This window comes from Streptomyces sp. NPDC002888 (genome assembly GCF_042888465.1).
Lineage (GTDB): Bacteria > Actinomycetota > Actinomycetes > Streptomycetales > Streptomycetaceae > Streptomyces.
The window spans coordinates 99,794-123,898 of the sequence record NZ_JBIAPU010000023.1 but is presented as its reverse complement, the minus strand read 5'-3'; the positions used below and the strand labels follow the sequence as shown (position 1 = coordinate 123,898).

Here is a 24,105-nt window from a genome sequence, read left to right as displayed (position 1 = left end):
GTAAGCAGCCAGCAAACCCGCCGAGAGGTTCCCCCATGGCAGGCGAGACCGTCATCACGGTCATCGGCAATCTTGTCGATGACCCCGAGCTGCGCTTCACCCCCTCCGGTGCGGCGGTCGCGAAGTTCCGTGTCGCGTCCACCCCGCGCACCTTCGACCGCCAGACGAACGAGTGGAAGGACGGCGAGAGCCTCTTCCTGACCTGCTCGGTCTGGCGTCAGGCGGCGGAGAACGTCGCCGAGTCGCTTCAGCGAGGCATGCGCGTCGTCGTGCAGGGCCGGCTGAAGCAGCGGTCCTACGAGGACCGCGAGGGCGTCAAGCGCACGGTCTACGAGCTGGATGTCGAGGAAGTCGGCCCCAGCCTGCGCAATGCCACGGCCAAGGTCACCAAGACCTCCGGCCGCGGTGGCCAGGGTGGTGGCGGTGGCTTCGGCGGCGGTAGCGGTGGCGGCCAGGGTGGCGGCGGCTGGGGCGGCGGCCCCGGTGGCGGTCAGCAGGGCGGCGGCGCTCCCGCCGACGACCCGTGGGCGACCGGCGCTCCCGCCGGTGGCAACCAGGCCGGCGGCAACCAGGGCGGCGGCGGCTGGGGCGGAAGCTCCGGCGGTGGCGGCGGCTACTCGGACGAACCCCCCTTCTAGGCCCTGGGCCGGACCTTCGGTCCGGGCCGGTCGAAGGCGGGTCGTACCCCAACTTCTTGATCACACAGGAGATACACCATGGCGAAGCCGCCTGTGCGCAAGCCTAAGAAGAAGGTCTGCGCTTTCTGCAAGGACAAGGTCACGTACGTGGACTACAAGGACACGAACATGCTGCGGAAGTTCATTTCCGACCGCGGCAAGATCCGTGCCCGCCGCGTGACCGGCAACTGCACGCAGCACCAGCGTGACGTCGCCACGGCCGTCAAGAACAGCCGTGAGATGGCGCTGCTGCCCTACACGTCCACCGCGCGCTAAGGGAAGGGTGACCGACTCATGAAGATCATCCTGACCCACGAGGTCTCCGGCCTCGGTGCCGCGGGCGAAGTCGTCGACGTCAAGGACGGCTACGCTCGTAACTACCTCATCCCGCGGAAGTTCGCGATCCGCTGGACCAAGGGTGGCGAGAAGGACGTCGAGCAGATCCGTCGTGCTCGCAAGATCCACGAGATCCAGACCATCGAGCAGGCCAACGCTGTGAAGGCCCAGCTCGAGGGCGTGAAGGTCCGTCTGGCCGTTCGCTCCGGCGACGCCGGTCGTCTCTTCGGTTCCGTCACCCCGGCCGACGTCGCTTCGGCGATCAAGGCTGCCGGTGGTCCCGAGGTCGACAAGCGCCGCATCGAGCTCGGCACGCCCATCAAGACCCTGGGCGCTCACGAGACGTCCGTGCGTCTGCACCCCGAGGTTGCCGCCAAGGTCAACATCGAGGTCGTCGCGGCCTGATCGCCGCGCTCGGCTTGAACGCTGAGAAGGGGCCGCACCCGTTGGGTGCGGCCCCTTACGCGTTGCCGGTAGGACCGTGCGGTCATGTTTCACGTGAAACGCGCTCAGCGCGTCGCACCAGTCACCAACCAGCGTCCCGAGCGGGTGCGCAGCCACAGGGTCAGCATGCGCATGGCCATCATCAACGTCATGGCCATCCAGAGAGCGGTCAGACCACCGCCCACGACAGGAACGAGCAGGGCGACGGGGGCGAAGACCGCCAGGGTGAGCAGCATCGCCCACGCCAGGTACGGCCCGTCGCCCGCGCCCATCAGAACGCCGTCCAGAACGAAGACGACGCCGCAGATCGGCTGGGAGACGGCCACGATCACCAGAGCGGGCAGGGCGGCGTCCTTGACTCCGAGGTCGCTGGTGAACAGGGTCAGGAACACCGGCCGAGTGATCAGCACCAGGAGGCCGAGGGCGACTCCTACGGCGACGCCCCACTCCACCATGCGACGGCAGACGGCGCGGGCGCCCTGGACATCCTCGGCACCGAGATAGCGGCCGATGATGGCCTGCCCGGCGATGGCGATGGCGTCCAGTGCGAAGGCGAGCAGGCTCCACAGGGACAGGATGATCTGGTGGGCCGCGATGTCGGCGTCCCCGAGGCGGGCGGCGACGGCCGTGGCGATCACCAGGATCGCCCGCAGGGAGAGCGTACGGACCAGCAGAGGCGCACCGGCCTGGGCGGAGGCCCTGATCCCGGCGGCGTCGGGGCGCAGTGAGGCGCCGTGCCGACGGGCACCGCGGACCACCACCGCGAGGTAGACCGCGGCCATGCCGCACTGGGCGATGACGGTGCCCCAGGCGGAACCCGCGATGCCGAGGTCGGCACCGTAGACGAGACCGGCGTTGAGAGCGGCGTTGGCGATGAAACCGCCGATGGCCACGTACAGCGGGGTCTTCGTGTCCTGAAGGCCCCGCAGCACGCCGGTCGCGGCGAGCACCACCAGCATCGCCGGGATGCCGAGAGCCGAGATGCGCAGGTAGGTGGTTGCGTACGGAGCGGCCGTGTCCGAGGCGCCGAAGAGTTCCACGAGGGCGGGCGCGGTGGGCAGGACTACGGCGATGACGGCGGCGCCGAGCAGCAGTGCCAGCCAGATGCCGTCCATACCCTGGCGTATGGCGGCCGGGAGTTCGCCGGCGCCCACGCGGCGTGCGACGCCCGCTGTGGTGGCGTAGGCGAGGAACACGAAGACACTGACGGCGGTCATGAGGAGGGCGGAGGCGACACCGAGTCCGGCCAGTTGCGCCGTGCCCAGGTGGCCCACGATCGCGCTGTCGGCCATGACGAAGAGGGGCTCGGCGACGAGTGCGCCGAAGGCCGGGGCGGCCAGTGCGACGATCTCTCGATCGTGCTGTCGCCGGGCAGCCCTGGGGGGCGCGGGAGCCTGTGTCATGGCCATCAATCTAATCGTCCACAGGTAAGAGATGCAAGCGCCTTGTGCTCCTTACTTCTTTGTTGACTGTGTGTGCTCTCGCGCACTGTTCGAGGCGATCTTGATCCGACTGGGAAAGTTTTTCTTCTGCACAGCCGGTGGACGGTAAACATGCAGGTCAGAGCCGTCGCCTCAACGAAGGTGAAAGCTTGTTCACAGGGCTGTCCACCGGGTCGTGCACAGGTTTTGCGGAGTTCTCCACAGCATCGGGGCCGTCGTCCACATGGCCTGTGGATAACCAGATTGGCTGACGCCGCCCGCGGGCCTACCGTTGTCCGGCGCCCCCTCCGTGCCGCCGGTCGCGAAACCGTCACAAAACCGGCGTGCCAGAACCGGAGAGGGGCCTCTCAGTTGTCAGTGCCGTGCCGTAGAACAGAGGGGCATGGCGAGGTCCGCTCGGCGGACGGGAGGAGGTGGCTCGGTGAGCATTTCCGAGCCCTTGGACGACCCGTGGGCCGACAGCGGTCCCGGTGATCGTCTGCCCGCCTCCCGCCGCCGCGGTGATGTGGGCCGGGGGCGCGGTGAGCAGCACGACCGCGGCCGGGAGGACGGGGAGTGGGAGAGCGGGGGCACGTCGTTCGAGCGGGTACCTCCGCAGGATCTCGACGCCGAGCAGTCCGTCCTGGGCGGCATGCTCCTGTCGAAGGACGCCATCGCCGACGTCGTCGAGGTCATCAAGGGCCACGACTTCTACAAGCCCGCCCACGAAACGATCTTCCAGGCGATCCTCGACGTCTACGCGAAGGGCGAGCCGGCCGACCCCATCACGATCGCCGCCGAGCTGACCAAGCGCGGTGAGATCAACAAGGTCGGTGGAGCGTCGTATCTCCACACCCTCGTCCAGACCGTGCCGACGGCGGCGAACGCCGAGTACTACGCGGAGATCGTGCACGAGCGCGCGGTCCTGCGTCGGCTGGTCGAGGCGGGCACCCGCATCACACAGATGGGATACGCGGCCGACGACGACGTCGACGAGATCGTCAACCGCGCCCAGGCCGAGATCTACGCGGTCACGGAGCAGCGCACCAGCGAGGACTACCTGCCGCTCGGCGACATCATGGAAGGCGCACTCGACGAGATCGAGGCGATCGGCTCACGCAGTGGCGAGATGACCGGTGTTCCTACGGGGTTCACCGACCTCGACTCCCTCACCAACGGTCTGCACCCGGGCCAGATGATCGTCATCGCGGCCCGTCCCGCCATGGGTAAGTCCACACTGGCCCTGGACTTCGCCCGGGCCGCGTCGATCAAGCACAACCTGCCCAGCGTCATCTTCTCCCTCGAAATGGGGCGCAACGAGATCGCGATGCGTCTGCTGTCCGCCGAGGCCCGGGTCGCCCTTCACCACATGCGGTCCGGCACGATGACGGACGAGGACTGGACGCGTCTGGCGCGCCGGATGCCCGAGGTGTCGTCCGCACCGCTGTACATCGACGACTCCCCGAACCTGTCGATGATGGAGATCCGCGCGAAGTGCCGCCGGCTGAAGCAGCGCAACGACATCAAGCTCGTGATCATCGACTATCTGCAACTGATGCAGGCAGGCGGTTCCAAACGCTCCGAGAGCCGTCAGCAGGAGGTCTCGGACATGTCCCGAAACCTCAAGCTCCTGGCCAAGGAGTTGGAGGTCCCGGTGATCGCGCTCTCCCAGCTGAACCGTGGTCCCGAGCAGCGCACCGACAAGAAGCCGATGGTGTCCGACCTGCGTGAGTCCGGCTCCATCGAGCAGGACGCCGACATGGTGATCCTGCTGCACCGCGAGGACGCCTACGAGAAGGAGTCGCCGCGCGCGGGCGAGGCGGACATCATCGTGGGCAAGCACCGTAACGGCCCGACGGCCACGATCACCGTGGCTTTCCAGGGGCACTACTCGCGCTTCGTGGACATGGCGCAGACCTGATCCGGGACTCACACCAGTTCGGGTTGCGCTTCCGGTCGCCGCGCTGCTGGGGCCTTCGGCTCCCACAGCCTGGTGGTCCGTACGTAGCCGTGCACCACTGAGGTCATCGCCAGAATGAGAAGTGGCCCGAACACCCATGGATGTTCGGCCATTTCCATCGATAGATAGCGATATGACACCAAAAGCGCAACAAAGACCGTTGTGCCGTAGGCGACCAGCTGGATTCCTGACCGGCCCCAGCCACGTTCGAGCGAGCGCAGCGCTGTCTCGATCGTGAGCGTGAACACCACGCCGGCCACGAGATCCACACCGTAGTGGTAGCCGAAGCCCAGGGTTGCGGCGAGCGTGGCAACCAGCCAGAACACGCCTGCGAATTGCAGAATCCGTGGGCCCTTGCGGGAATGAATGAAGATTGCGATAGCCCACGCTGTATGCAGGCTGGGCATGCAGTTGCGAGGGGTGATCTCGTCGTACGGCATCTGGTGCGGGGTCATGAGCGGTGGCGGAATGTCCGGCCACAGGTTGGCCACTGCCCAGTGCCCGCCGCCGGTGCCGAAGGCGCCGGTGCCGTAGGCGTAGATCGGTCCGACCACCGGGAAGAGCATGTATATGCCCGGCCCGAGGAGGCCGATCGTCAGAAAGGTGCGCACCAGGTGATGGCGCGGGAAGCGGCGCTCGACCGCGACGTTACGCAGCTGGTACAGCGCGATGATGACTCCGGCCACCGCAATCTGACCGTAGACCAGGTCGAGGACATGGGCGCCGGTCGGGCCGGCGGCCTCGACAATCCGGCCTGCCAGCCACGACGGGTTGCCCAGCGCGTGATCGGCGGTTGCCACGTACTGGTCGAGCACCGTCGGGCGGGTCTTCGACGTGATCAGCAGCCAGGTGTCGCCGGTCTTGCGGCCGGTCACCAGCAGCAGGCCCAGACCGACGCCCTTCAGCAGCAGGACACGTTCCTGGCCGGTGCGGCGCGTGAGAGCGATGACCGCATAGCCCAAAATCACCCACAACGCGCCGTTGCCGAACGGGTGGCCGTCGGTCGGCTTGGCGTCGACCGCCCACCGCACCAGAAAGAAGGCGACGTCGATGCCGATCGCGGCACCAGTCGCGATGAACCGTTGCCGCCAGGTGAGCACCACCATCATCAACGCCATGCTGGCGTACAACAGCGGCCCCGATTTGGGGGCGTATACCACCTCTTGCACCTGGTTGGTGATCGGCCCCGGTATGCCGTAGCGACGCGCGGCGATCTCCAGCGCGATGAGGAATCCGAGGGCTGTCACACCTGCTGTGGCCCACAGCATCGCCCGTGGTTGACGCCACGCGGCGAACGCGATTCTGCCCTTTATTCGCGAAAACACCCGCGATGCTATAGATATCAATTATTTGGCCGATTTTGTTAGTTGTTAGATAACCAGGACAGGCGATGGGGGCAATCGTCGTGAGTTCGAACATGCTAACGGAGCGGTGCGGGTGGGTTTCGGTGAACCGGCAGCCTGGCCTGTAATGCCGGTATACCGCCAACACGTCGAATACAGCGACCAGTTCCTCGGCGCCCTGGTGGAATGGGCTCGACGCAGGCTGCGGCGCCGGGTGGACTGGGCCCATGACGACACCTCAGGAAGAGCTCCTCCCCGGTACGCGTCGGGCGCTGCTGCACCGGATCGCCGTGGCACAGGCCGAAGGGCGGGCACCTTCGCTGGTCGCGGCGGTCGTACGGGACGGGCGGGCCGTGTGGCACGGTGCGCGGACCTCGGTGGACGGGCACGGGCCGGACGGGAACGTGCAGTACCGCATCGGCTCGATCACCAAGACCTTCACCGCTGTCCTCGTGCTGCGGCTGCGCGACGAGGGTGCGCTCGACCTCGGTGACCCGATCGAGAAGCATCTGCCGGGCACCGGCGCGGGAGAGGCCACGATCGCCCAGCTGCTCGCGCACACGGCCGGCCTGGCGGCAGAGTCGCCCGAACCGTGGTGGGAGCGCACTCCCGGGTCGCTGCGGCCGGAGCTGGCCGATGTGCTCGGTGAGCAGCCCTTCCGCCATCCGGTCGGCCGACGGTTCCACTATTCGAACCCCGGCTACACGCTGCTCGGCGCGCTGGTCGAGCAGTTCAGGGGCGCCTCCTGGGAGGACGTCCTCAGGCGGGAAGTGCTCGAACCTCTGGGCCTGGATCGAACCAGTGCACGACCGCGAGCGCCCCACGCAGGCGGTTGGGCCGTGCACCCCTGGGCCGACGCACTGCTGCCCGAACCCGTACAGGACCTGGGACGGATGGCACCGGCCGGTCAACTCTGGTCGACCACCACCGACTTGGCACGGTTTGCGGCCTTCCTGGTCAAGGGGGACGACCGCGTGTTGAGTGCCGCATCACTGGCAGAGATGCGTACGCCGGCGGCGCCGCCCGGCGCCGCGGACGTGGCGGCCGGTTACGCGTACTGCCTGGGTCTGGAGATCCGTCACCAGGAGGGGCGGACCCTCATCGGTCACACGGGGTCCCTGCCGGGCTTCCTGGCGAACCTCACCATCAGCGTGGCGGACGACGTGGCGGCGGTCGTGCTGGCCAACTGCACGTCAGGCCCGCTGCTGTCCGCCGTTGGCGCCGATCTCGTCCGCATCGTCGCCGAGGCCGAGCCGAGGATCCCGGAGCCGTGGCGGCCACTGCGGGAAGTCGATCCGTCCGTGCTGGAGTTGGTAGGGCAGTGGTACTGGGGGACATCCGGCTTCGGACTGAGGCTGACGGCCGACGGGCTGGCCTCCTTGGAGCCGCTGTCGGGCACGGGGCGGCGTTCGCGGTTCCGGCCGAACGGTGACGGCACCTGGACGGGCCTGGAGGGCTACTACGCCGGAGAGCTTCTGCGGCCCGTACGGCGCCCCGACGGGTCCGTGAGCCATCTGGACCTCGGCTCGTTCGTCTTCACGCGTCAGCCGTACGAGGAGGGGGCTCCTGTGCCGGGCGGAGTCGACCCCGAGGGGTGGCGGGGGATCGGCTAGTGAGGACGGGTGAGCGCCTTGTTTCACGTGAAACAAGGCGCTTCTTGTGGCCGCTGGAGTCCGCTTGCTGTGACCGCTGAAGCAGCGTCTGCGCCTCTCAGAGCTGGAGCTTGAAGCCCACGTGCGAGGCTGTGAAACCGAGCCGCTCGTAGAAGCGGTGCGCGTCGGTGCGCGTGTTGTCGGAGGTCAGCTGGACCAGCTGGCAGTTCTGTCGCCGGGATTCATCGACCGCCCACTCGATGAGCCGGGTGCCCAGACCGCTGCCGCGCTCGTCGGCGTGAATGCGTACGCCTTCGATGATCGACCTGGTGGAGCCGCGCCGGGACAGTCCGGGAATGACCGTGAGCTGGAGCGTGCCCACGACGCGGCCCTCGCGGACCGCCACGACCAGGTGTTGGTTCGGGTCGGCGCGGAGCCGCTCCAGTGCGGTCAGGTACGGGGTGAGGTCGCCGGGTGACTCCCGCTGTGCGCCCAGTGGGTCGTCCGCGAGCATGGCGACGATCGCCGGGATGTCGTCGGCTGCGGCGGCGCGTATCTCAAGATCTCCCATGGCCGAAGCCTATGCGGGCACGTTCAGCGACTCCACGACCCGGACGAGCGGGGCCAGTTCCTGGCTCTTGGCCGCCTCGTCGAGCGCTTCCCGCAGGGCGGCGTCATTGGTGGGCCTGGCCTCTTCCAGCAGCTTGAGGCCGGCCTCGGTGACGTTCGTGTAGATGCCGCGCCGGTCGGTGGGACAGAGGTAGCGCTCGAGCAGGCCGCGGTCCTCGAGCCGGGTGACCAGTCGGGTGGTGGCGCTCTGGCTGAGGACGACCGCGTCGGCGACCTGCTTCATCTGCAGATGGCCTCCGTCGCCGTCGTGCTGCCGGCTGAGCACGTCGAGGAGGGAGTACTCGCGCACGCTCAGGTCGTGCCCGGCCTGCAGGGAGCGCTCGATGTGCGCCTCGATCCTCCCGTGCAGGAGGGAGAGGGCGCACCAGCCCTGGGAGAGGGCGGTGAGCGCGGGGTCCGTCGCTGTCATTGGCGTTTCCTCCGTCCCGGAGCGGCTGAAACAAGGATAGAGCAGGTTCGCGATAGTGGGCTGTTGCATGTAGCCCGCGTCTGCAACTATTGTTGACGCTTGCAAAGCGCACCTGCAATCTTTTTTGGAAGGTACACCCCTCATGCCTCTCGCGCTTCTGGCCCTCGCGATCGGGGCCTTCGGGATCGGAACGACCGAGTTCGTGATCATGGGCTTGCTGCCCGAGGTCGCGGACGACTTCGGGGTCTCCGTCCCCACGGCCGGCTTCCTCGTGACCGGCTACGCGCTGGGCGTCATGTTCGGCGCCCCGCTGATGACCGTGGTCGGCACCAAGGTCTCCCGCAAGCGGATGCTGATGCTGCTGATGGGCCTGTTCATCGTCGGTAACCTGCTGTCCGCCCTTGCCCCCGCCTTCGCCGTCATGCTGATCGGCCGTGTGGTCGCCTCACTCGCCCACGGCGCCTTCTTCGGCATTGGTTCCGTCGTCGCGGCCGAGCTGGTCGCACCGGACAAGAAGGCCGGCGCCATCGCGATGATGTTCACCGGCCTGACCGTCGCCAACGTGGTCGGCGTGCCGCTGGGCACTCTCGTCGGACAGCAGGTGGGCTGGCGCGTGACCTTCGGCCTCGTCGCCGCCCTCGGCGTCATCGGCCTGGCCGGCGTCGCCAGGCTGGTCCCCGACATGCCCAGGCCGGAGGGTGTGCACCTGCGGCACGAACTGGCCGCCTTCAAGAACGTCCAGGTACTGCTCGCCATGGCGATGACCGTCCTCGGCTTCGGCGGTGTCTTCGCGGCCATCACCTACATCACGCCGATGATGACCCATGTCGCCGGCTTCGCCGACGGCTCCGTCACCTGGCTGCTGGTCCTCTTCGGACTCGGCATGGTCGGCGGCAACCTCGTCGGCGGCAGGTTCGCCGACCGCGCCCTGATGCCCATGCTGTACGTCTCGCTGAGCGCCCTGGCGATCGTGCTGGCGCTCTTCACGGTCACCGCGCACCACAAGGTCCTCGCGGCCGTCACGATCACCCTGATCGGTGCCCTGGGTTTCGCCACCGTCCCACCGCTGCAGAAGCGCGTCCTCGACCAGGCGCACGGCGCCCCGACGCTGGCCGCCGCCGTGAACATCGGTGCCTTCAACCTGGGCAATGCCCTCTCTGCCTGGCTCGGTGGCCTCGTCATCGCGGCCGGCCTCGGCTACACCGCCCCGAACTGGGTCGGCGCGGTCCTCGCGGCGGCCGCCCTGGTCCTCGCCGTGCTCTCGGCCGCCCTGGAGCGCCGTGACAGCACGCCCAGCGCCGTGGTCGCGGGCGCAGCCCCCGCCGAGCAGCGGGCCGCCGTCCATCACTGATCCGACCCGGGCGCCAGGGCCGTCCCCGAGCTCCGGGACCGGTGAGACGTCACCTCACCAGGACCACGGCTTTGCCGCGGCCACCGTGGAGGCACTCGCCTGACGGCACCTCCCCAACAGGAAACGCCGGCCCTACGGGGGCCGGCGTTCTCCGTACCGCGACTCAGCCCGCCGCCACCGTCAGCGGAGCGAACCGCCGGGTCCAGTCGCCGGGCACCTCCGTGATCCCGTACGTCATGACCGCGTTGAAGGCGACCGACGCCAGCCCGCGCTCCTTCGCCCATGCCAGCAGCTCTTGGTGCCGTACGTCGATGTCAGTGCGCAGAGGGCGGTCGGTGTGGGCGGCGAGGGAGGCGATGAGGGCCTTCGCGGCCTCCGTGTCCCGGGCGATCAGAGGGCCCACGACATGCGTGTCCATGTTGGGCCAGGCGCCCGCGTACCCGATGAGGCGGCCATCCTCCTCGGCCACGCGCAGCTGGTCGGCGAAAGCGGGAAGCCGCGTGATGATGTGCGTGCGATCCGCGCCGAACACCTCCTCGTCGAGCCGGAGGATCGCGGTGAGATCCTCGGCCGTGGCGGCACGTGTGGCTACCCGGGACTCCGTCCCGCCGGGTGTGAAGTGCCCGCTCAGCATCTCCGCCCGGCCGGTCACCTTGAAGCCGAGTTCCTCGTAGAGGGGACGGCCGTACGGCGTCGCGTGCAGCGTCAGAGGCGTGGTGCCCATCGCCGAGACCACCTGGCGCATCAACCGGCGTCCGATGCCCTTGCGGGCATGCCGTTCGGCGATCAGCACCATGCCGATGGCGCCCAGGTCGGGACGGTCCTGTGTTCCGTACTCGGTGACGACGCAGGCGCCGACGAGACCGCCGTCGGGGTCGTCGATGCCGTAGCCCTTCCCGGCCGTGAGGAGGAAGCCCCACTTGTGTTCCTCACGAGGCCACCCCCGGTTCTCGGACAAGTCGGCGCAGGCGGTGAGATCGCGGAGCGTCAGACGGCGAATGGGGAGTTCGGGGAGGGAAGGAGTCGGCACGCAGGTCAGGCTGTCCGATGGCCGGCCTTGACGTCCACCCGTTTCCGGGCGGACGTACGCGCTTTTGGCCATGTCGTGGACAACCGACAAGATGGGGAGATGGGCGCGGTGTTTCACGTGAAACATGGGCGAACGCCAGACCTCATCCAGGTGTTGACAGTAAGTACCTCTAGCCTCGGTGTGCATGACGAGACTTCATCTCTTCGACATGGATGGCACTCTGCTGCACGGCACGTCCGCGCCCGTGGAGATCTCGCGGCAACTGGGTTTGGAAGCCGAGACGGTGGCATTGGACCAAGCGATCTCGGCCGGGCTGATAGATCCGCCGGAGTATGCGGCGCAGGTGTATTCCCTGTGGGCGGAGCTCACCGAGGCCCATGTGGCGGCAGCATTCGAAGCGGCACCTTGGCTGGCCCGCATTCGGGAGGTCTGGGCAGAGATCAGACGGGCAGGTGACTACTGCGCGGTCGTATCGCTCTCCCCTTCCTTCTTCGTGGAACGCCTCACGGGCTGGGGTGCTCATGCGACCCACGGCTCTCGCTTTCCCGCCGTGCCGTTCACCGAGCCGGTTGACCCGGCCGGTGTGCTCACCGCCGCGGCCAAGGTGCGGATCGCCGATGAGCTGTGCCGGAAGTTCGGCGTGACGCGGGCCGACTGCGTCGCGTACGGCGACTCGCTGTCGGACCTGGATCTATTCGGTGCGGTGCCGGTCTCCGTCGCCGTTAATGCGGACAGTCATCTAAGCGGGCTCGCGACACACTCCTACATGGGGAAGGATCTGTGGGATGCCTATGAACTGGTATGCCAAGCCCGGTAATTGAGGGAATTGACGGTCCGCCCCTCGCCCAAAACGTGGTGAGGGCAGGGGGGACTTGTGTACAGAGCCGTGACCGGTAGGGTCGAGTCCGGTTCGTGTCCGGAGCGTGGTGCGCCCACTCCGAGCGAGCCGGGAGCAAGGCAATGCAGCCTAACGGGACGGAGTGATCGAAGACCCGCGTTTTCGGTTATGCGGCTGGAGCGTCCCCCGCGCGGTGGGATGCTGCCGTGAGCACTGCGGCCCTTGTCACACTCTCGCCTTACTTGTCCGTACGGAGCGGGAATACGGGTTCAATGTGGCCGTGTCGGCCGCGACACCGAACAGGGAAAGCAAACCATCCACGGGGGAAGGCAGGCGCTTCCGATGGTGGAAGTGCGCAGACCGACCGAAAGATGTTCGAGGCGAGGCACACCATGGACGCTCCGACCACCAGGTCGGCCGATAACGGCACGTCCGGCGGCGGGGGCGGCTGGTTCACGCCGCGCAAGCAGCCGGCCCCCGGCTCCGGACCAGAAACCGCCGAAGGCGGCCGTCTGGCCGCGATGCGCCCGGTGGGCAGGGCCACAGCGGGCGACGACCCTCCGCCCGACGCCTCCGCGGAGCCGGTGACGGCGGCCGACACCGAACCGCCCGCCCACGCGTACGCCCCGGAAGCCTCAGCCCCGAGCGACGACCCGGCACCGTCCGTCACGAGCGCCGACGGCATACGGCCCGCCACCAGCACAGGAGCGACGCAACCGGACCGAACAACAGCGCCGTCCCGGACCGCGACCCTCGCGCCGACCGCCACGGAGGCCTCGCCCGCTGATCACCGAGTACCGATCCAGCGGCCCGCCCCCGCCAAGCAAGCATCCCCGGACGCCATCCTCATCCGCCGCACCATGGCCGAGGTCACCCCCGTGGCGGACAAGGTCACGTCGTACTTCTACGCGCTGCTCTTCGTGCGTCACCCCGATCTGCGCCCCCTCTTCCCGGCCGCGATGGACTCCCAGCGGGACCGGCTGCTCAAGGCCCTGCTCACCGCCGCCGAGCACATCGACAACACTCCCGTCCTCGTCGAGTACCTGCAGGGACTAGGCCGGGGCCACCGCAAGTACGGCACCCGCCCCGAGCACTACCCGGCCGTCGGCGAGTGCCTCATCGGCGCCCTGAGCAAGTACGCGGAGTCCGTGTGGAACGCAGAGACCGAGGCGGCCTGGATCCGGACGTACACGACGATCTCGCAGGTCATGATCGACGCGGCGGCCGCCGACGAATTGCGCGCACCGGCCTGGTGGCACGCGGAGGTCGTCTCGCACGACCTCAGGACGCCCGACGTCGCGGTGGTCACGGTCCGCCCCGACCAGCCCTACCCCTTCCTCGCCGGCCAGTACACGAGCCTGGAGACGCCTTGGTGGCCGCGGGTCTGGCGGCACTACTCCTTCGCCTCGGCGCCCCGCTCCGACGGGCTGCTCACGTTCCACGTGAGGGCGATCCCGGCCGGCTGGGTCTCCAACGCCCTCGTGCACCGTGCCCGACCCGGTGACGTCATTCGCCTGGGCCCCCCGGCGGGTTCGATGACCGTGGACCACACCACCGACAACGGCCTTCTCTGTCTGGGCGGCGGCACCGGGATAGCCCCTATCAAGGCCCTTGTCGAGGACGTCGCCGAGCACGGCGATCGGCGACGGGTCGAGGTCTTCTACGGCGCCCGCACCGACCACGACCTGTACGACATCGACACGATGCTCAGGCTCAAGCAGTCCCACCACTGGCTGGAAGTCCGCCCGGTGGTCGACCGGCACGGCCTGCTCCAGCTCCCCGACGCCATCCGCGCCCACGGCCCCTGGACCGAGTACGACGCCTATGTCGCGGGCCCGCCCGGCATGATCCGCAGTGGCGTGGGCGCGCTGCGGGACAGCGGGGTACTGCCGGAGCGCATACGGCACGACTCAGTCGAAGAACTCGTCGTCACCGGCGACTGAGCCGGGTATCAGCCCAGGTCGGGAGCGTGCATGGCCCGTACGCCCTCGATGTTGCCGTCCAGGTAGTGCCGCAGCGACAAGGGGACGAGGTGGACGGAGGCGATACCCACCCGGGTGAACGGCACTCTGACGATCTCGTACTCGCCGATCGGCTCGTCCACCTCCGGGCCGTGCCGTAGTGCCGGGTCCATGGACTCCAGACGGCAGACGAAGAAGTGCTGTACCTTCACGCCGGTCGCGCCGCCGTCCTCGCCGATGTGCTCGACGGTGTCGACGAAGCAGGGCACGACATCGGTGATCTTGGCGCCGAGCTCCTCGTACACCTCGCGGTGCAGGGCATCGACGACGGTCGTGTCCCCCGGCTCGACCCCACCGCCGGGCGTGAGCCAGTAGGGATCCACACCAGGCTTGGTGCGCTTGATCAGGATCAGGTCGTCGCCGTCCAGGAGGACGGCACGGGCGGTGCGCTTGACCACGGGTCGGACGGTCATGGGAGAAATGTGGCCCGGCTGGTTCCACGTGAAACATCGCGAAACGTCACCACGAGAGCTCACTGCGTGACCTACCCGATGACGAGGCTCGCCACGAGCCGATGGCGAGGTCAGTACCAGTGCGACGGCGACGCTCAGCACCAGTCGCCGGCAGCCCGCAGCAGCCACTCGTGCGCCCGTGCGATGTGCGGCATCGCCAGGGTCCCGGTGCGCACCACCAGGAAGTACGTCCGCAACGGCGGCACCGCCGGATCGTGCAGCGCGACCACGTCACCGCGCTCGAGAGCGGCCGCACACAGATAGCGGGGCAGCACCGCGAGACCGGCGCCCGCGCTCGCGCAGGCAAGCACGGCCCGCAGGTCGGGAACGACGACGGTGCCCGAGGCGGCCGGGTGGGCGTCGAAGACGGAGGCCCAGTAGCGGGAGACGAAGGGCAGGGACTCGTGGACCTCGACGACGGGCAGGTTCGCCAGCGTGGGCACGCTGTTGCGGCGCGGCTTGCCTGCGCGGATCCGTTCGTTCCACAGCGGTGCGGCCACCAGCACATGTTCCTCGTCGCACAGAGGGGTCGCCGTGAGCAGGGCGCCGCGCGGTCGGGCGGTGCAGATGGCCAGGTCGTGGTGACCGGCGGCCAGCCCCTCGAGGGCCTCCTCGGCCGTGCCGAACGAGGCGCGCAGGGCGAATCCCTGCCCGTCCTCGCCGGTGAGCTCCGTCAGGGCCGGCAACGCCCGTTCGGCGGTGAACTCGGGAGGCCCAGCGAGATGCAGGGTGCGTAACGAGGACTCGTCGTCGAGGCCGGTCTCGGCGATCTCCACCAGGGCGTCGAGATGGGGCGCTGCCTTGTGGGCGAGCTCGTCGCCGATGGTCGTCGGTGTCACTCCGCGGGCCTGCCTGAGGAACAGGGGGCGGCCCAGCTGTCGCTCCAGGGTGCGGATCTGCGAGGTGACGGCCGGCTGGGACAGGCCCAGCAGAGCGGCGGCGCGAGTGAAGGAGCCGGCCCGGTGCACGGTGACGAAGGTGCGCAGCAAGGCGAGGTCCATGCACGCCTCCCCTCTTACGGCCCTGATCGAGCCCCCGGCCGCGCACAACTATAAATAGGTCGATAGGTCTCTGTCGCTACTGTGATTGGACACTGACACAGAGTCAACTAGCCTAGTGCGCGCGGTTCTTCGCGCGCAGAACCGAGGACGGTCCGAGCCACGAGGGGGGAGGCTCGGACCGTCCGTTGTGCGTAGTGGGACACCGACCGGTCGTCTGTAATCCGGTCACCGCGCCGACTCCTCCAGCGCGCGCAGCACATCCGCCACGAGGTCCTCGGGGTCCTCGGCCCCGACCGAGAAACGGATAAATCCCTCCGGCACCGCGTCCCCGCCCCAGCGGCGGCGCCGCTCGGCCGTGGAGCGCACCCCGCCGAAGCTCGTCGCGTCGTCCACGAGCCGCAGCGCCTCAAGGAAACGCTCGGCACGCGCGCGCGTGGGCAGCGTGAAGGAGACGACGCATCCATAGCGCCGCATCTGCTGCGAGGCGATCTTGTGCGAGGGGTCGTCGGGCAGCCCCGGGTAGCGCAGGCCGGTCACCTCGGGCCGCTTCCGCAGCGCCTCGGCGAGCGTGAGGGCGGTGGCGTTCTGCCGGTCGACGCGCAGCTGCAGTGTGGCGATCGACCGGTGCGCCAGCCAGGCCTCCATGGGCCCCGGAATCGCCCCGACGATCTTGCGCCAGCGCCGTACGGCGGCCATGGTCTCGGCGTCGCGGCCGGTGACGTAGCCCAGGAGGACGTCGCCGTGCCCGGTGAGCTGCTTGGTGCCGCTCGCCACCGAGAAGTCGGCGCCGAGCTCCAGCGGGCGCTGTCCGAGTGGCGTCGCGAGGGTGTTGTCGACGGCCACCAGGGCACCACGCGCGTGTGCCGCCCCGACGAGCCGCCGGATGTCGCACACGTCGAGCCCGGGGTTGGACGGCGACTCGATCCACAGCAGCCTGGCGCCGTCGAGGACATCGAGCTGGGCGTCGCCGCCGGTCGGCGCGGTGCGCACCTCGATGCCGTACGCCTCCAGCTGGGCGCGGACCAGGGGGAGCACCTGGTAGCCGTCACTGGGCAGGACGACCGCGTCCTGGGCGCGCAGCTGGGAGAAGAGCACTGACGAGATGGCGGCCATGCCGGAGGCGAACACGAGCGTCTCGACGCCGTCCCGCCCCGGTGCCTCCAACTCGCCGACGGCCCGCTCCAGGTGGGTCCAGGTCGGGTTCTCGTCACGGCCGTAGGCGTACCCGCCGGTGGGCTCGCCGGGCAGGTGGAAGTGGGCGGCGAACACCGGCCCGGGCAGGGTCGGCTCGTACTTGACCGCTTCGGGCAGTCCGGCGCGCACCGCACGCGTGCCCTCACCGGTGCCCGCCGAGCCGGTGCCCGCCGGGCCGGTGTCCACGGACTCGCCCCGATCATCCGCAGCGGAATCGTTCATGCCGCCCGCCCCTCCACTTGCTCGTGTACCGCGGCGAGCAGGCCGGTGCTCGCCGCCTCCACCATCTCAAGGCACTCCTCGAAGCCGTCCATGCCCCCGTAGTAGGGGTCGGGTACGTCGAGGTCGTCGCCCGCGGCGGGGTCGAACGAGCGCAGCAGCCGCACCTTGCGCGCGTCGTCCTCGGTGGGGGCGAGGCGGCGCAGCGCCTTGAGGTGGCCGGAGTCGAGGGCGAGCACGAGGTCGAGGCGGGAGAACCAGGCCGACTGGAACTGCCGGGCGGTGTGCTCACCGCCGTAGCCGTTGTCCTTGAGGACCGCGACGGTGCGTGGGTCGGCTCCGTCGCCCTCGTGCCAGCCGCCCGTGCCGGCGCTGTCGACCTCGATCAGGCCGTCGAGACCGGCCTCTTCCACGCGCGCGCGGAAGACGGACTCGGCCATCGGGGAGCGGCAGATGTTGCCGGTGCAGACGAAGCAGACGCGGTAGGTCATCGCGGTCAGTCGTTGTCGGGCAGGACGACGTGCAGCGCCCAGGAGACGATGGAGATGATCAGACCGCCCAGTACCGCGGTCCAGAAGCCCTCGACGTGGAAGCTCAGGTCCAGCTTGTCGGCCAGCCATGACGTGAGCAACAGCATCAGCGCGTTGACCACCAGGGTTATCAGGCCGAGCGTCAGGATGAACAGCGGGAAGGTCAGCACCTTCAGGATCGGCTTGACGAGGAAGTTCACCAGGCCGAAGAGAAGGGCGACGACGATCAGGGTGACGGTCTTCTTGCCCGTGCTGTCCCCGGTCAGGGTGATCTTGTCCAGCAGCCACACCGCGACCGCCAGGGCACCCGCGTTGGCGATCGTCTTGACTACGAAATTCTTCATGTGTCTGATCGTGGCAGAAGAGATCGGCTACGAGTGTGGGCGAGTGTGATGAAAGCATTCCGGTTGGATGAACTGGAGGCGGAGAGAGCCGCCAATGACGGCGCATACCTTCAGTTCCTGCGGGAACGCAACATGTCGGTCGGGCTGTACGCGATCAACGCCGGCGAGCACGATCCGCAGACCCCGCACCGCCAGGACGAGGTGTACTTCGTCGTGAGCGGCCGTGCCGCGATCACCGTGGGTCTGGAGACCACGCAGGTGGCACGCGGCAGCGTGGTGTACGTACCGGCCGGGGTCGCCCACAAGTTCCACCACATCAGCGAGGACCTGCGGGTCCTGGTGGTGTTCTCTCCGCCTGAGGCCTGACCCGCGGTCTCGGGGTTCCCTAGGGGATCGGTCAGGGGAGGACAAGGGGTGCCGGGCCCCCGTCGGCACCCCTCGCGGACTTAGCATCGATCGCAGGACATCGGAACATCCGGCACACCGAACGTGCCGGGCGCCACAGAGATGAGGACGAGGGCGATGCGAGAGATCTTCGCGGGACTGCCATGGTGGGTGAAGTGGATCGCGGTGCCGGTCATCGCCCTGGTCGTGTTCGGCGGGCTGATAGCCAGCGTCGTCGGCTTCGTGATCGGCCTGCTCTTCAAGGTCCTGGTCTTCGTGGCCCTGGTCGGCGGAGTGATCTACGTGGTACGGAAGTTCACGTCGAGCTCGTCGTCGCGCAGCGACTGGTGAGGTGTACGGGCAATCGGTGACCGGTAACGGGAATCACCCGTTCCCCCGGGCGGGGGAAGTTTCCCGGACAGCCCGTCCGCACGCGGTGGCGGACGGTTAGAGTCCGGAACTCGACGCGGGGACGACCCCGCGAGCGGCGTACACCCCCCACCCGTGCTCTTCGTACGGGGCTGCCCCCTCGCGCTTCGGGAGTGACCCTTGGCCACGGTAGACACCGCACCCTCACAACTCCACGGACCTCAGGGGCAACCGCGCTCCTCCGCACCCCCGGTGCAGCGCCGAGCCGCCACGGCACCCGGTGAGCCGGCGCACTCCGCGGCCACCCTGATCGGATCCGTCCAGCGGGCGATGAGGCTCCTGGAGTCCGTCGCCGCACACCAGCACGGAGCCCCCGCCAAACAACTGGCGCGCGAGACCGGCCTCGCGCTCCCCACGGCCTACCACTTGCTGCGCACCCTCGTGCACGAGGGCTATCTGCGCCGCGAGAAGGGGCTGTTCTTCCTCGGCGAGGCGGCCGAGCGGCTGAGCAGCAGCGGGGCGGCGCAGAAACGTCGCAGCACGGTCACCGACGCGCTCGCGCACTGGCGCGATTCCATCGGTGTGCCCGTGTACTACGCGGTGTACCGGGAGGGCGAGATCGAGGTCATGTGCGTCTCCGACACCACGGCCAATCCGGCGGTGGAGGAGTGGGCCGACTTCCGTGAAACCGGTCACGCGCACGCCGTCGGGCAGTGCCTCCTCTCCCAACTCGACGAGGACGCCCGCCGCGACCACCTCGACCGCTACCCGGTGACGTCCCTCACGCCGTACACGGTGCGTGACGGCCACGCCCTGTTGCGCCGGTTGGAACGCACGCGGCGGATGGAACCGGTGGTCGAACGACAGGAGTACGCACTGGGGACGGTATGCGCGGCGATCCCGATCACGCTGGGCGCCACGGCGGCGACGGTCGCCATCTCGCTGCCCTCCCACCAGGCCGACCGGCTGCTTCCCGCGGTGCACCGCCTCCAGGACGAGATGGGGCAGTTCCTGGGGTCGCTCGCGCTCTCTATCAGTATCTGAAAACTCACTCCTTGTGATCTCCTGTGTACGTTCAGCAAGATGCCACCAAGTGTCAGGGGTTTATTCCCGGCCAGTTGACGGCAGATGACGGGACAGGCGATGCGCGAGTCCGTACAGGCAGAGGTCATGATGAGCTTTCTCGTCTCCGAGGAGCTCTCTTTCCGTATCCCGGTCGAGCTGCGGTACGAGGCCTGTGATCCCTATGCCGTACGGCTGACCTTCCACCTGCCCGGTGATGCCCCGGTGACCTGGGCTTTCGGGCGCGAGCTGCTGATCGACGGGGTGGGGCGGCCGTGCGGCGAGGGCGATGTGCGGGTCTCGCCCGTCGAACAGGACTCGTTGGGCGAGGTCCTGATCCGGCTTCAGGTCGGCTGCGACCACGCGCTCTTCCGCTCCTCCACGGCACCGCTCGTGGCCTTCCTGGACCGCACCGACAAGCTGGTGCCGCTGGGCCAGGAGGGGGCGCTCGGCGACTTCGACGCACACCTCGACGAGGCCCTGGACCGCATCCTGGCGGAGGAGCAGAGCGCCGGCTGAAAGCCTGTGGCAGCGGCGGAGGCGGAACGCTTCAGCTACGGGCGGGGGATGCGCAGGAACGCTTCTTCTTTCGGAGGTGGGGTGGCCTCTCCTCGGAGGCGGCGCGGGGCGGCGCCCCGGCGCCCGGCCTCCTCAGCGCTTGCGCCGCCGTCCCCTCGCGCCGCGTACCGGAATCGGCCCCGTGTCCGCGGTGGCCGGTACCGCGGGTGCCGCCGCTCCCTGACGGTCGGCCGAGACGACCAGGGCCGCCAGGGCCGTGGTGACCGGCACGGACGCGACGAGGCCGATCGAGCCCACCAGCGTGCGGACGATCTCCTCTGCGACCAGCTCGCTGTTGGCGACCGTGCCGACGCTGCTCTGCGCGATCGAGAAGAGCAGCAGCAGGGGCAGCGCGGCGCCCGCGTAGGCGAGGACGAGCGTGTTGACGACGGACGCGATGTGGTCGCGGCCGATGCGGATACCGGCGCGGTACAGCGCCCGCCAGCCCATCGTCGGGTTGGCCTCGTGCAGCTCCCAGACCGCCGAGGTCTGGGTGACCGTCACGTCGTCGAGGACACCGAGCGAGCCGATGATCACGCCTGCCAGCAGGAGACCGCTCATGTCGATCTCGGGGTACAGGCCGTGGATCAGACCGGTGTTGTCGTCGGTGTTCCCGGTGAGCGCGGCCCAGTCGATGAACACCGAACCGAGGATGCCGATCAGCAGCAGCGAGATCAGAGTGCCCAGTACGGCCACAGAGGTACGGGCCGACAGGCCGTGGCACAGGTAGAGGGCGGCCAGCATGATGGCGCTCGACCCCACCACGGCCACGACCAGCGGGTTCGAACCCTGCAGGATCGCGGGCAGGATGAAGAAGTTCAGCAGCAGGAAGCTGATGGCCAGCGCGACCAGCGCCATGACACCGCGCAGCCGTCCCACGACGACGACGGCGAGGGCGAAGATTCCGGCGAGCACCGTCATCGGGAGGCGGCGGTTGACGTCGGTGACCGAGTACTGGAGGTCCTTCGGCGCCGAGGGTTCGTAGGCGACCACGACCTTCTCGCCCTCGTCCAGCTGCCGTGACTGGTCCGGCTGGACGATCTCCGTGAACGTACGGCCCTTGTCGTCGCCGGTGTCGACCCGGATTGTCGCCTTCTTGCAGGTGCCGTTCGCCTGCTGCTGTGCCGAGGACCCCTCGGCTGTGGAGGTGTCGCCGGTCGGGTTGTCCCCCGACGCGTTCACCGACTTGCAGCTCACGCTCTCGACCTTGGTGACCGTGGCCTGCTGGGTCTGCCGGTCGAAGCCGACCCCGGTGCGCTCGTGCGCCGGGGCTCCTCCGGGCCACAGCACCGCGAGTCCGATGACCACCGCCGCGCCGAACGGGATCAGGATCGCCGCGATGACCTTGCGGAGATGCCTGGAGACGGGGGCGGCCGGACCGTGGCTGTGACTGTGCGAGTGACCGTGACCGCTGCCGCCGGACCCGTGCCCGTGCCCGCCACCGGAGTCGTGGCCGTGCCCGCCACCGGAGTCGTGGCCGTCCCCACCACCGGCCCCCGGCCCGCGGCCGCCTTCTGGGCCGGGCCCCCAGCGGCCATCACCACCGCCGGGCTCGCGCACCTGTCGGCCGCCGACGCCGTGTCCCTGTGTGTCACCACCGCCGGGACCATGCCCCTGCCCGCCGACTCTGCGACCGTGCTCGGGCCCGCCGGCGAAGTCGTAGTCCTGGCCGACGTCATGGCCGGACCCGCGGGCCTGGCCGCCACCGAACGCGGCTCGCTGATCGTGCCCGTCGCCGAAACCAGGCGCGTCCCCACGCCCGTTGCCGTTTCCGCCGCCAGGTCGGCGGGGCGGCTCGTGCGGCGGGAACGGGTACTGCTCTCTCGTGGTCACCGACCGATCATCGCAAGAACGACCGAGGCCCACTGTTCACCGCGCCACAAAGGACGCTAGCGTGGAGGCACCTTTGCACACGCGGGAGCTCGGAGCACCGGGCTGAGAGGGCGCTGACCTCCGTCTTAGCGATGTTTCACGTGGAACACGTGATGTTTCCCATGAAACGCCGCCCGACGGAAACCGCTGCGTCGACCGCCGAACCTGTTACCGGGTAATGCCGGCGTAGGGAGTAGGTCTCATGACCAACAAGGACGCGCGCACGCCTGCCTCCACGCAGAACTCCGTCAGCGGGGAGACCGGGAAGTCCAACGGCTGGCACAAGGCGTACGTCGAGGGCTCACGCCCCGATCTGCGGGTGCCGGTGCGTCAGGTGCACCTCACCAACGGGCAGACGGTCACGCTGTACGACACGTCGGGCCCGTACACCGATTCGCTCGTCGACACCGATGTCCGCAGGGGCCTGACACCGCTGCGGGAGAACTGGATCACCTCCCGGGGTGACACCGAGGAGTATGCGGGCCGTCCCGTCCGTCCCGAGGACGACGGGATCAAGCACACGTCACCACGTGGCGGACTGCGCAACCTCGATGCGGTCTTCCCCGGACGGCCCCGGCAGCCACGCCGCAGCCGCGACGGCAGGGCGGTGACACAGCTCGCGTACGCGCGCCGGGGCGAGATCACACCCGAGATGGAGTACGTGGCCATCAGGGAGAACGTTTCTCCCGAGGTGGTGCGCGAGGAGATCGCGGCGGGTCGCGCGGTGCTGCCGGCCAACGTGAACCACCCGGAGATCGAGCCGATGATCATCGGCAAGCGGTTCCTGGTGAAGGTCAACGCCAACATCGGCAACTCCGCGGTGACGTCCTCCATCGAGGAGGAGGTCGAGAAGATGACCTGGGCGACCCGTTGGGGCGCCGACACGGTCATGGACCTGTCCACCGGCCGCAACATCCACACCACTCGCGAGTGGGTGCTGCGCAACTCCCCCGTCCCCATCGGCACGGTGCCGCTCTACCAGGCGTTGGAGAAGGTCGACGGCAAGGCCGAGGAACTGACCTGGGAGATCTACAAGGACACCGTCATCGAACAGGCCGAGCAGGGCGTGGACTACATGACGGTCCACGCGGGTGTCCGCCTGCCGTACGTCCCGCTCACCGCCAACCGCAAGACCGGGATCGTCTCGCGCGGCGGCTCGATCATGGCGGCCTGGTGCCTCGCGCACCACCAGGAGTCGTTCCTGTACGAGAACTTCGAGGAACTCTGCGAGATCCTCGCCGCCTACGACGTCACGTACTCGCTGGGCGATGGTCTGCGGCCCGGTTCGATCGCCGACGCCAATGACGAGGCGCAGTTCGCGGAGTTGCGCACGCTCGGGGAACTCAACACGATCGCCAAGCGTTTCAACGTACAGACCATGATCGAGGGCCCGGGACATGTCCCGATGCACAAGATCAAGGAGAACATCGACCTTCAGCAGGAGATCTGCGATGAAGCTCCGTTCTATACGCTCGGCCCGCTGACGACGGACGTCGCGCCGGCGTACGACCACATCACGTCCGGCATCGGTGCCGCGATGATCGCCTGGTGGGGCACGGCCATGCTCTGCTATGTCACGCCCAAGGAGCACTTGGGCCTGCCCAACCGTGACGACGTCAAGACCGGTGTCATCACCTACAAGATCGCCGCCCACGCAGCCGACCTCGCCAAGGGGCACCCCGGTGCGCAGGAGTGGGACGACGCGCTGTCCGACGCCCGCTTCGAGTTCCGGTGGGAGGACCAGTTCAACCTGGCCCTCGACCCGGACACGGCACGGGAGTTCCACGACGAGACACTGCCGGCCGAGCCCGCCAAGACGGCTCACTTCTGCTCGATGTGCGGGCCCAAGTTCTGCTCCATGAAGATCAGCCAAAGCATCACAGAGCGGTTCGGCGGTACGGCGGCTGCGGGGGCGACGGCTGAGGAGGCCGCTGAGGGGATGCTGCAGAAGTCGAAGGAGTTCGCGGCGCGCGGGAACCGGGTGTATCTGCCGCTCGCGGACTGAGCCCGACAAGTGAGTGGGCCCGCGCCGCCGAACGCCCGTCTGCAGGCCCATGCTGTAGCGGGC

At 68.6% G+C, this 24,105-nt stretch carries 24 protein-coding genes and 1 riboswitch; of the genes, 13 read left to right on the top strand and 11 right to left on the bottom strand.

The window, feature by feature from the left end; genetic code table 11:
* Positions 1-35: 35 nt before the first annotated feature.
* The 3 genes from ACFYWX_RS32710 to rplI all read left to right on the top strand — a co-directional run bounded on the left by ACFYWX_RS32710 (position 36) and on the right by rplI (position 1,418).
* Positions 36-638, top strand: a complete 603-nt coding sequence (locus ACFYWX_RS32710) for a single-stranded DNA-binding protein (protein ID WP_389428329.1) — start codon at positions 36-38, stop codon at positions 636-638.
* 78 nt (positions 639-716) lie between these two features.
* Positions 717-953, top strand: a complete 237-nt coding sequence (gene rpsR / locus ACFYWX_RS32705; RefSeq protein WP_003949403.1) for a 30S ribosomal protein S18 — start codon at positions 717-719, stop codon at positions 951-953.
* Positions 954-971: 18 nt separating this feature from the next.
* Complete coding sequence (gene rplI, locus ACFYWX_RS32700) at positions 972-1,418, top strand: 50S ribosomal protein L9 (RefSeq protein ID WP_389428327.1); 447 nt, start codon at positions 972-974, stop codon at positions 1,416-1,418.
* Between the two features lie 104 nt (positions 1,419-1,522).
* Here the strand turns inward: rplI and ACFYWX_RS32695 are convergent, their stop codons facing one another.
* Positions 1,523-2,860, bottom strand: coding sequence for an MATE family efflux transporter (locus ACFYWX_RS32695; protein ID WP_389428325.1), 1,338 nt, complete (start codon positions 2,858-2,860; stop codon positions 1,523-1,525).
* Between the two features lie 460 nt (positions 2,861-3,320).
* Here ACFYWX_RS32695 and dnaB point away from each other — a divergent pair, with 460 nt between their 5' ends.
* Positions 3,321-4,799, top strand: a complete 1,479-nt coding sequence (dnaB, locus tag ACFYWX_RS32690; protein WP_389428323.1) for a replicative DNA helicase — start codon at positions 3,321-3,323, stop codon at positions 4,797-4,799.
* 8 nt (positions 4,800-4,807) lie between these two features.
* Here the strand turns inward: dnaB and ACFYWX_RS32685 are convergent, their stop codons facing one another.
* Complete coding sequence (locus tag ACFYWX_RS32685) at positions 4,808-6,106, bottom strand: phosphatase PAP2 family protein (protein ID WP_389428321.1); 1,299 nt, start codon at positions 6,104-6,106, stop codon at positions 4,808-4,810.
* Positions 6,107-6,408: 302 nt separating this feature from the next.
* Here ACFYWX_RS32685 and ACFYWX_RS32680 point away from each other — a divergent pair, with 302 nt between their 5' ends.
* Positions 6,409-7,794, top strand: a complete 1,386-nt coding sequence (locus tag ACFYWX_RS32680) for a serine hydrolase domain-containing protein (protein ID WP_389428319.1) — start codon at positions 6,409-6,411, stop codon at positions 7,792-7,794.
* Between the two features lie 97 nt (positions 7,795-7,891).
* Here the strand turns inward: ACFYWX_RS32680 and ACFYWX_RS32675 are convergent, their stop codons facing one another.
* Together ACFYWX_RS32675 and ACFYWX_RS32670 are read right to left on the bottom strand one after the other, a co-directional pair.
* Positions 7,892-8,344 (bottom strand): GNAT family N-acetyltransferase, encoded by a 453-nt coding sequence (locus tag ACFYWX_RS32675; RefSeq protein WP_389428318.1) that lies wholly within the window; start codon positions 8,342-8,344, stop codon positions 7,892-7,894.
* 9 nt (positions 8,345-8,353) lie between these two features.
* Positions 8,354-8,812: a MarR family winged helix-turn-helix transcriptional regulator gene (locus ACFYWX_RS32670; RefSeq protein ID WP_389428316.1), complete on the bottom strand. Its 459-nt coding sequence runs from the start codon at positions 8,810-8,812 to the stop codon at positions 8,354-8,356.
* 142 nt (positions 8,813-8,954) lie between these two features.
* Here ACFYWX_RS32670 and ACFYWX_RS32665 point away from each other — a divergent pair, with 142 nt between their 5' ends.
* Positions 8,955-10,163: an MFS transporter gene (locus ACFYWX_RS32665; RefSeq protein WP_389428314.1), complete on the top strand. Its 1,209-nt coding sequence runs from the start codon at positions 8,955-8,957 to the stop codon at positions 10,161-10,163.
* Between the two features lie 163 nt (positions 10,164-10,326).
* Here the strand turns inward: ACFYWX_RS32665 and ACFYWX_RS32660 are convergent, their stop codons facing one another.
* Positions 10,327-11,193 (bottom strand): GNAT family N-acetyltransferase, encoded by an 867-nt coding sequence (locus ACFYWX_RS32660; RefSeq protein ID WP_389428312.1) that lies wholly within the window; start codon positions 11,191-11,193, stop codon positions 10,327-10,329.
* A gap of 184 nt (positions 11,194-11,377) precedes the next feature.
* Here ACFYWX_RS32660 and ACFYWX_RS32655 point away from each other — a divergent pair, with 184 nt between their 5' ends.
* Both ACFYWX_RS32655 and ACFYWX_RS32650 read left to right on the top strand, forming a co-directional pair.
* On the top strand, positions 11,378-12,010 hold the full coding sequence (locus tag ACFYWX_RS32655; protein ID WP_389428310.1) for an HAD family hydrolase: 633 nt from the start codon (positions 11,378-11,380) through the stop codon (positions 12,008-12,010).
* A gap of 392 nt (positions 12,011-12,402) precedes the next feature.
* Positions 12,403-13,974, top strand: coding sequence for a globin domain-containing protein (locus ACFYWX_RS32650; RefSeq protein ID WP_389428308.1), 1,572 nt, complete (start codon positions 12,403-12,405; stop codon positions 13,972-13,974).
* A gap of 8 nt (positions 13,975-13,982) precedes the next feature.
* Here the strand turns inward: ACFYWX_RS32650 and ACFYWX_RS32645 are convergent, their stop codons facing one another.
* The 5 genes from ACFYWX_RS32645 to ACFYWX_RS32625 form a co-directional block, all read right to left on the bottom strand.
* Positions 13,983-14,465 (bottom strand): NUDIX hydrolase, encoded by a 483-nt coding sequence (locus tag ACFYWX_RS32645; RefSeq protein ID WP_133927997.1) that lies wholly within the window; start codon positions 14,463-14,465, stop codon positions 13,983-13,985.
* A gap of 134 nt (positions 14,466-14,599) precedes the next feature.
* On the bottom strand, positions 14,600-15,505 hold the full coding sequence (locus ACFYWX_RS32640; protein WP_389428306.1) for a LysR family transcriptional regulator: 906 nt from the start codon (positions 15,503-15,505) through the stop codon (positions 14,600-14,602).
* Positions 15,506-15,730: 225 nt separating this feature from the next.
* Positions 15,731-16,921 (bottom strand): cystathionine gamma-lyase, encoded by a 1,191-nt coding sequence (locus tag ACFYWX_RS32635; RefSeq protein ID WP_389428304.1) that lies wholly within the window; start codon positions 16,919-16,921, stop codon positions 15,731-15,733.
* Positions 16,918-17,409 (bottom strand): low molecular weight protein-tyrosine-phosphatase, encoded by a 492-nt coding sequence (locus ACFYWX_RS32630; RefSeq protein ID WP_389428302.1) that lies wholly within the window; start codon positions 17,407-17,409, stop codon positions 16,918-16,920. The genes ACFYWX_RS32635 and ACFYWX_RS32630 overlap by 4 nt, the downstream gene beginning before the upstream one ends.
* Before the next feature lie 5 nt (positions 17,410-17,414).
* Positions 17,415-17,792, bottom strand: coding sequence for a phage holin family protein (locus tag ACFYWX_RS32625; RefSeq protein ID WP_389428300.1), 378 nt, complete (start codon positions 17,790-17,792; stop codon positions 17,415-17,417).
* Positions 17,793-17,840: 48 nt separating this feature from the next.
* Between ACFYWX_RS32625 and ACFYWX_RS32620 the strand changes: the two genes are divergently transcribed.
* From ACFYWX_RS32620 to ACFYWX_RS32605, 4 genes are all read left to right on the top strand, one after another.
* Positions 17,841-18,158 carry a cupin domain-containing protein gene (locus tag ACFYWX_RS32620; protein WP_389428298.1) on the top strand — a complete coding sequence of 106 codons (318 nt, stop codon included), beginning with the start codon at positions 17,841-17,843 and terminating at the stop codon, positions 18,156-18,158.
* A 156-nt stretch (positions 18,159-18,314) separates the two neighbouring features.
* Positions 18,315-18,527, top strand: coding sequence for a DUF5326 family protein (locus tag ACFYWX_RS32615; RefSeq protein WP_389428297.1), 213 nt, complete (start codon positions 18,315-18,317; stop codon positions 18,525-18,527).
* A gap of 198 nt (positions 18,528-18,725) precedes the next feature.
* Entirely contained in the window at positions 18,726-19,589 is an 864-nt protein-coding gene (locus tag ACFYWX_RS32610) for an IclR family transcriptional regulator (RefSeq protein ID WP_389428295.1), read from the top strand.
* A 99-nt stretch (positions 19,590-19,688) separates the two neighbouring features.
* Positions 19,689-20,126: an SsgA family sporulation/cell division regulator gene (locus tag ACFYWX_RS32605; RefSeq protein ID WP_037674817.1), complete on the top strand. Its 438-nt coding sequence runs from the start codon at positions 19,689-19,691 to the stop codon at positions 20,124-20,126.
* 132 nt (positions 20,127-20,258) lie between these two features.
* Here ACFYWX_RS32605 and ACFYWX_RS32600 read toward each other — a convergent pair whose 3' ends face one another.
* Complete coding sequence (locus ACFYWX_RS32600) at positions 20,259-21,725, bottom strand: YibE/F family protein (RefSeq protein WP_389428402.1); 1,467 nt, start codon at positions 21,723-21,725, stop codon at positions 20,259-20,261.
* Between the two features lie 344 nt (positions 21,726-22,069).
* A riboswitch (TPP riboswitch) is annotated at positions 22,070-22,247 on the top strand.
* Between ACFYWX_RS32600 and thiC the strand changes: the two genes are divergently transcribed.
* The gene (gene thiC, locus ACFYWX_RS32595; protein ID WP_389428293.1) at positions 22,240-24,042 is read left to right on the top strand and encodes a phosphomethylpyrimidine synthase ThiC; all 1,803 of its coding nucleotides are present in this window, start codon (positions 22,240-22,242) and stop codon (positions 24,040-24,042) included. It overlaps the preceding riboswitch by 8 nt.
* Positions 24,043-24,105: the final 63 nt, after the last annotated feature.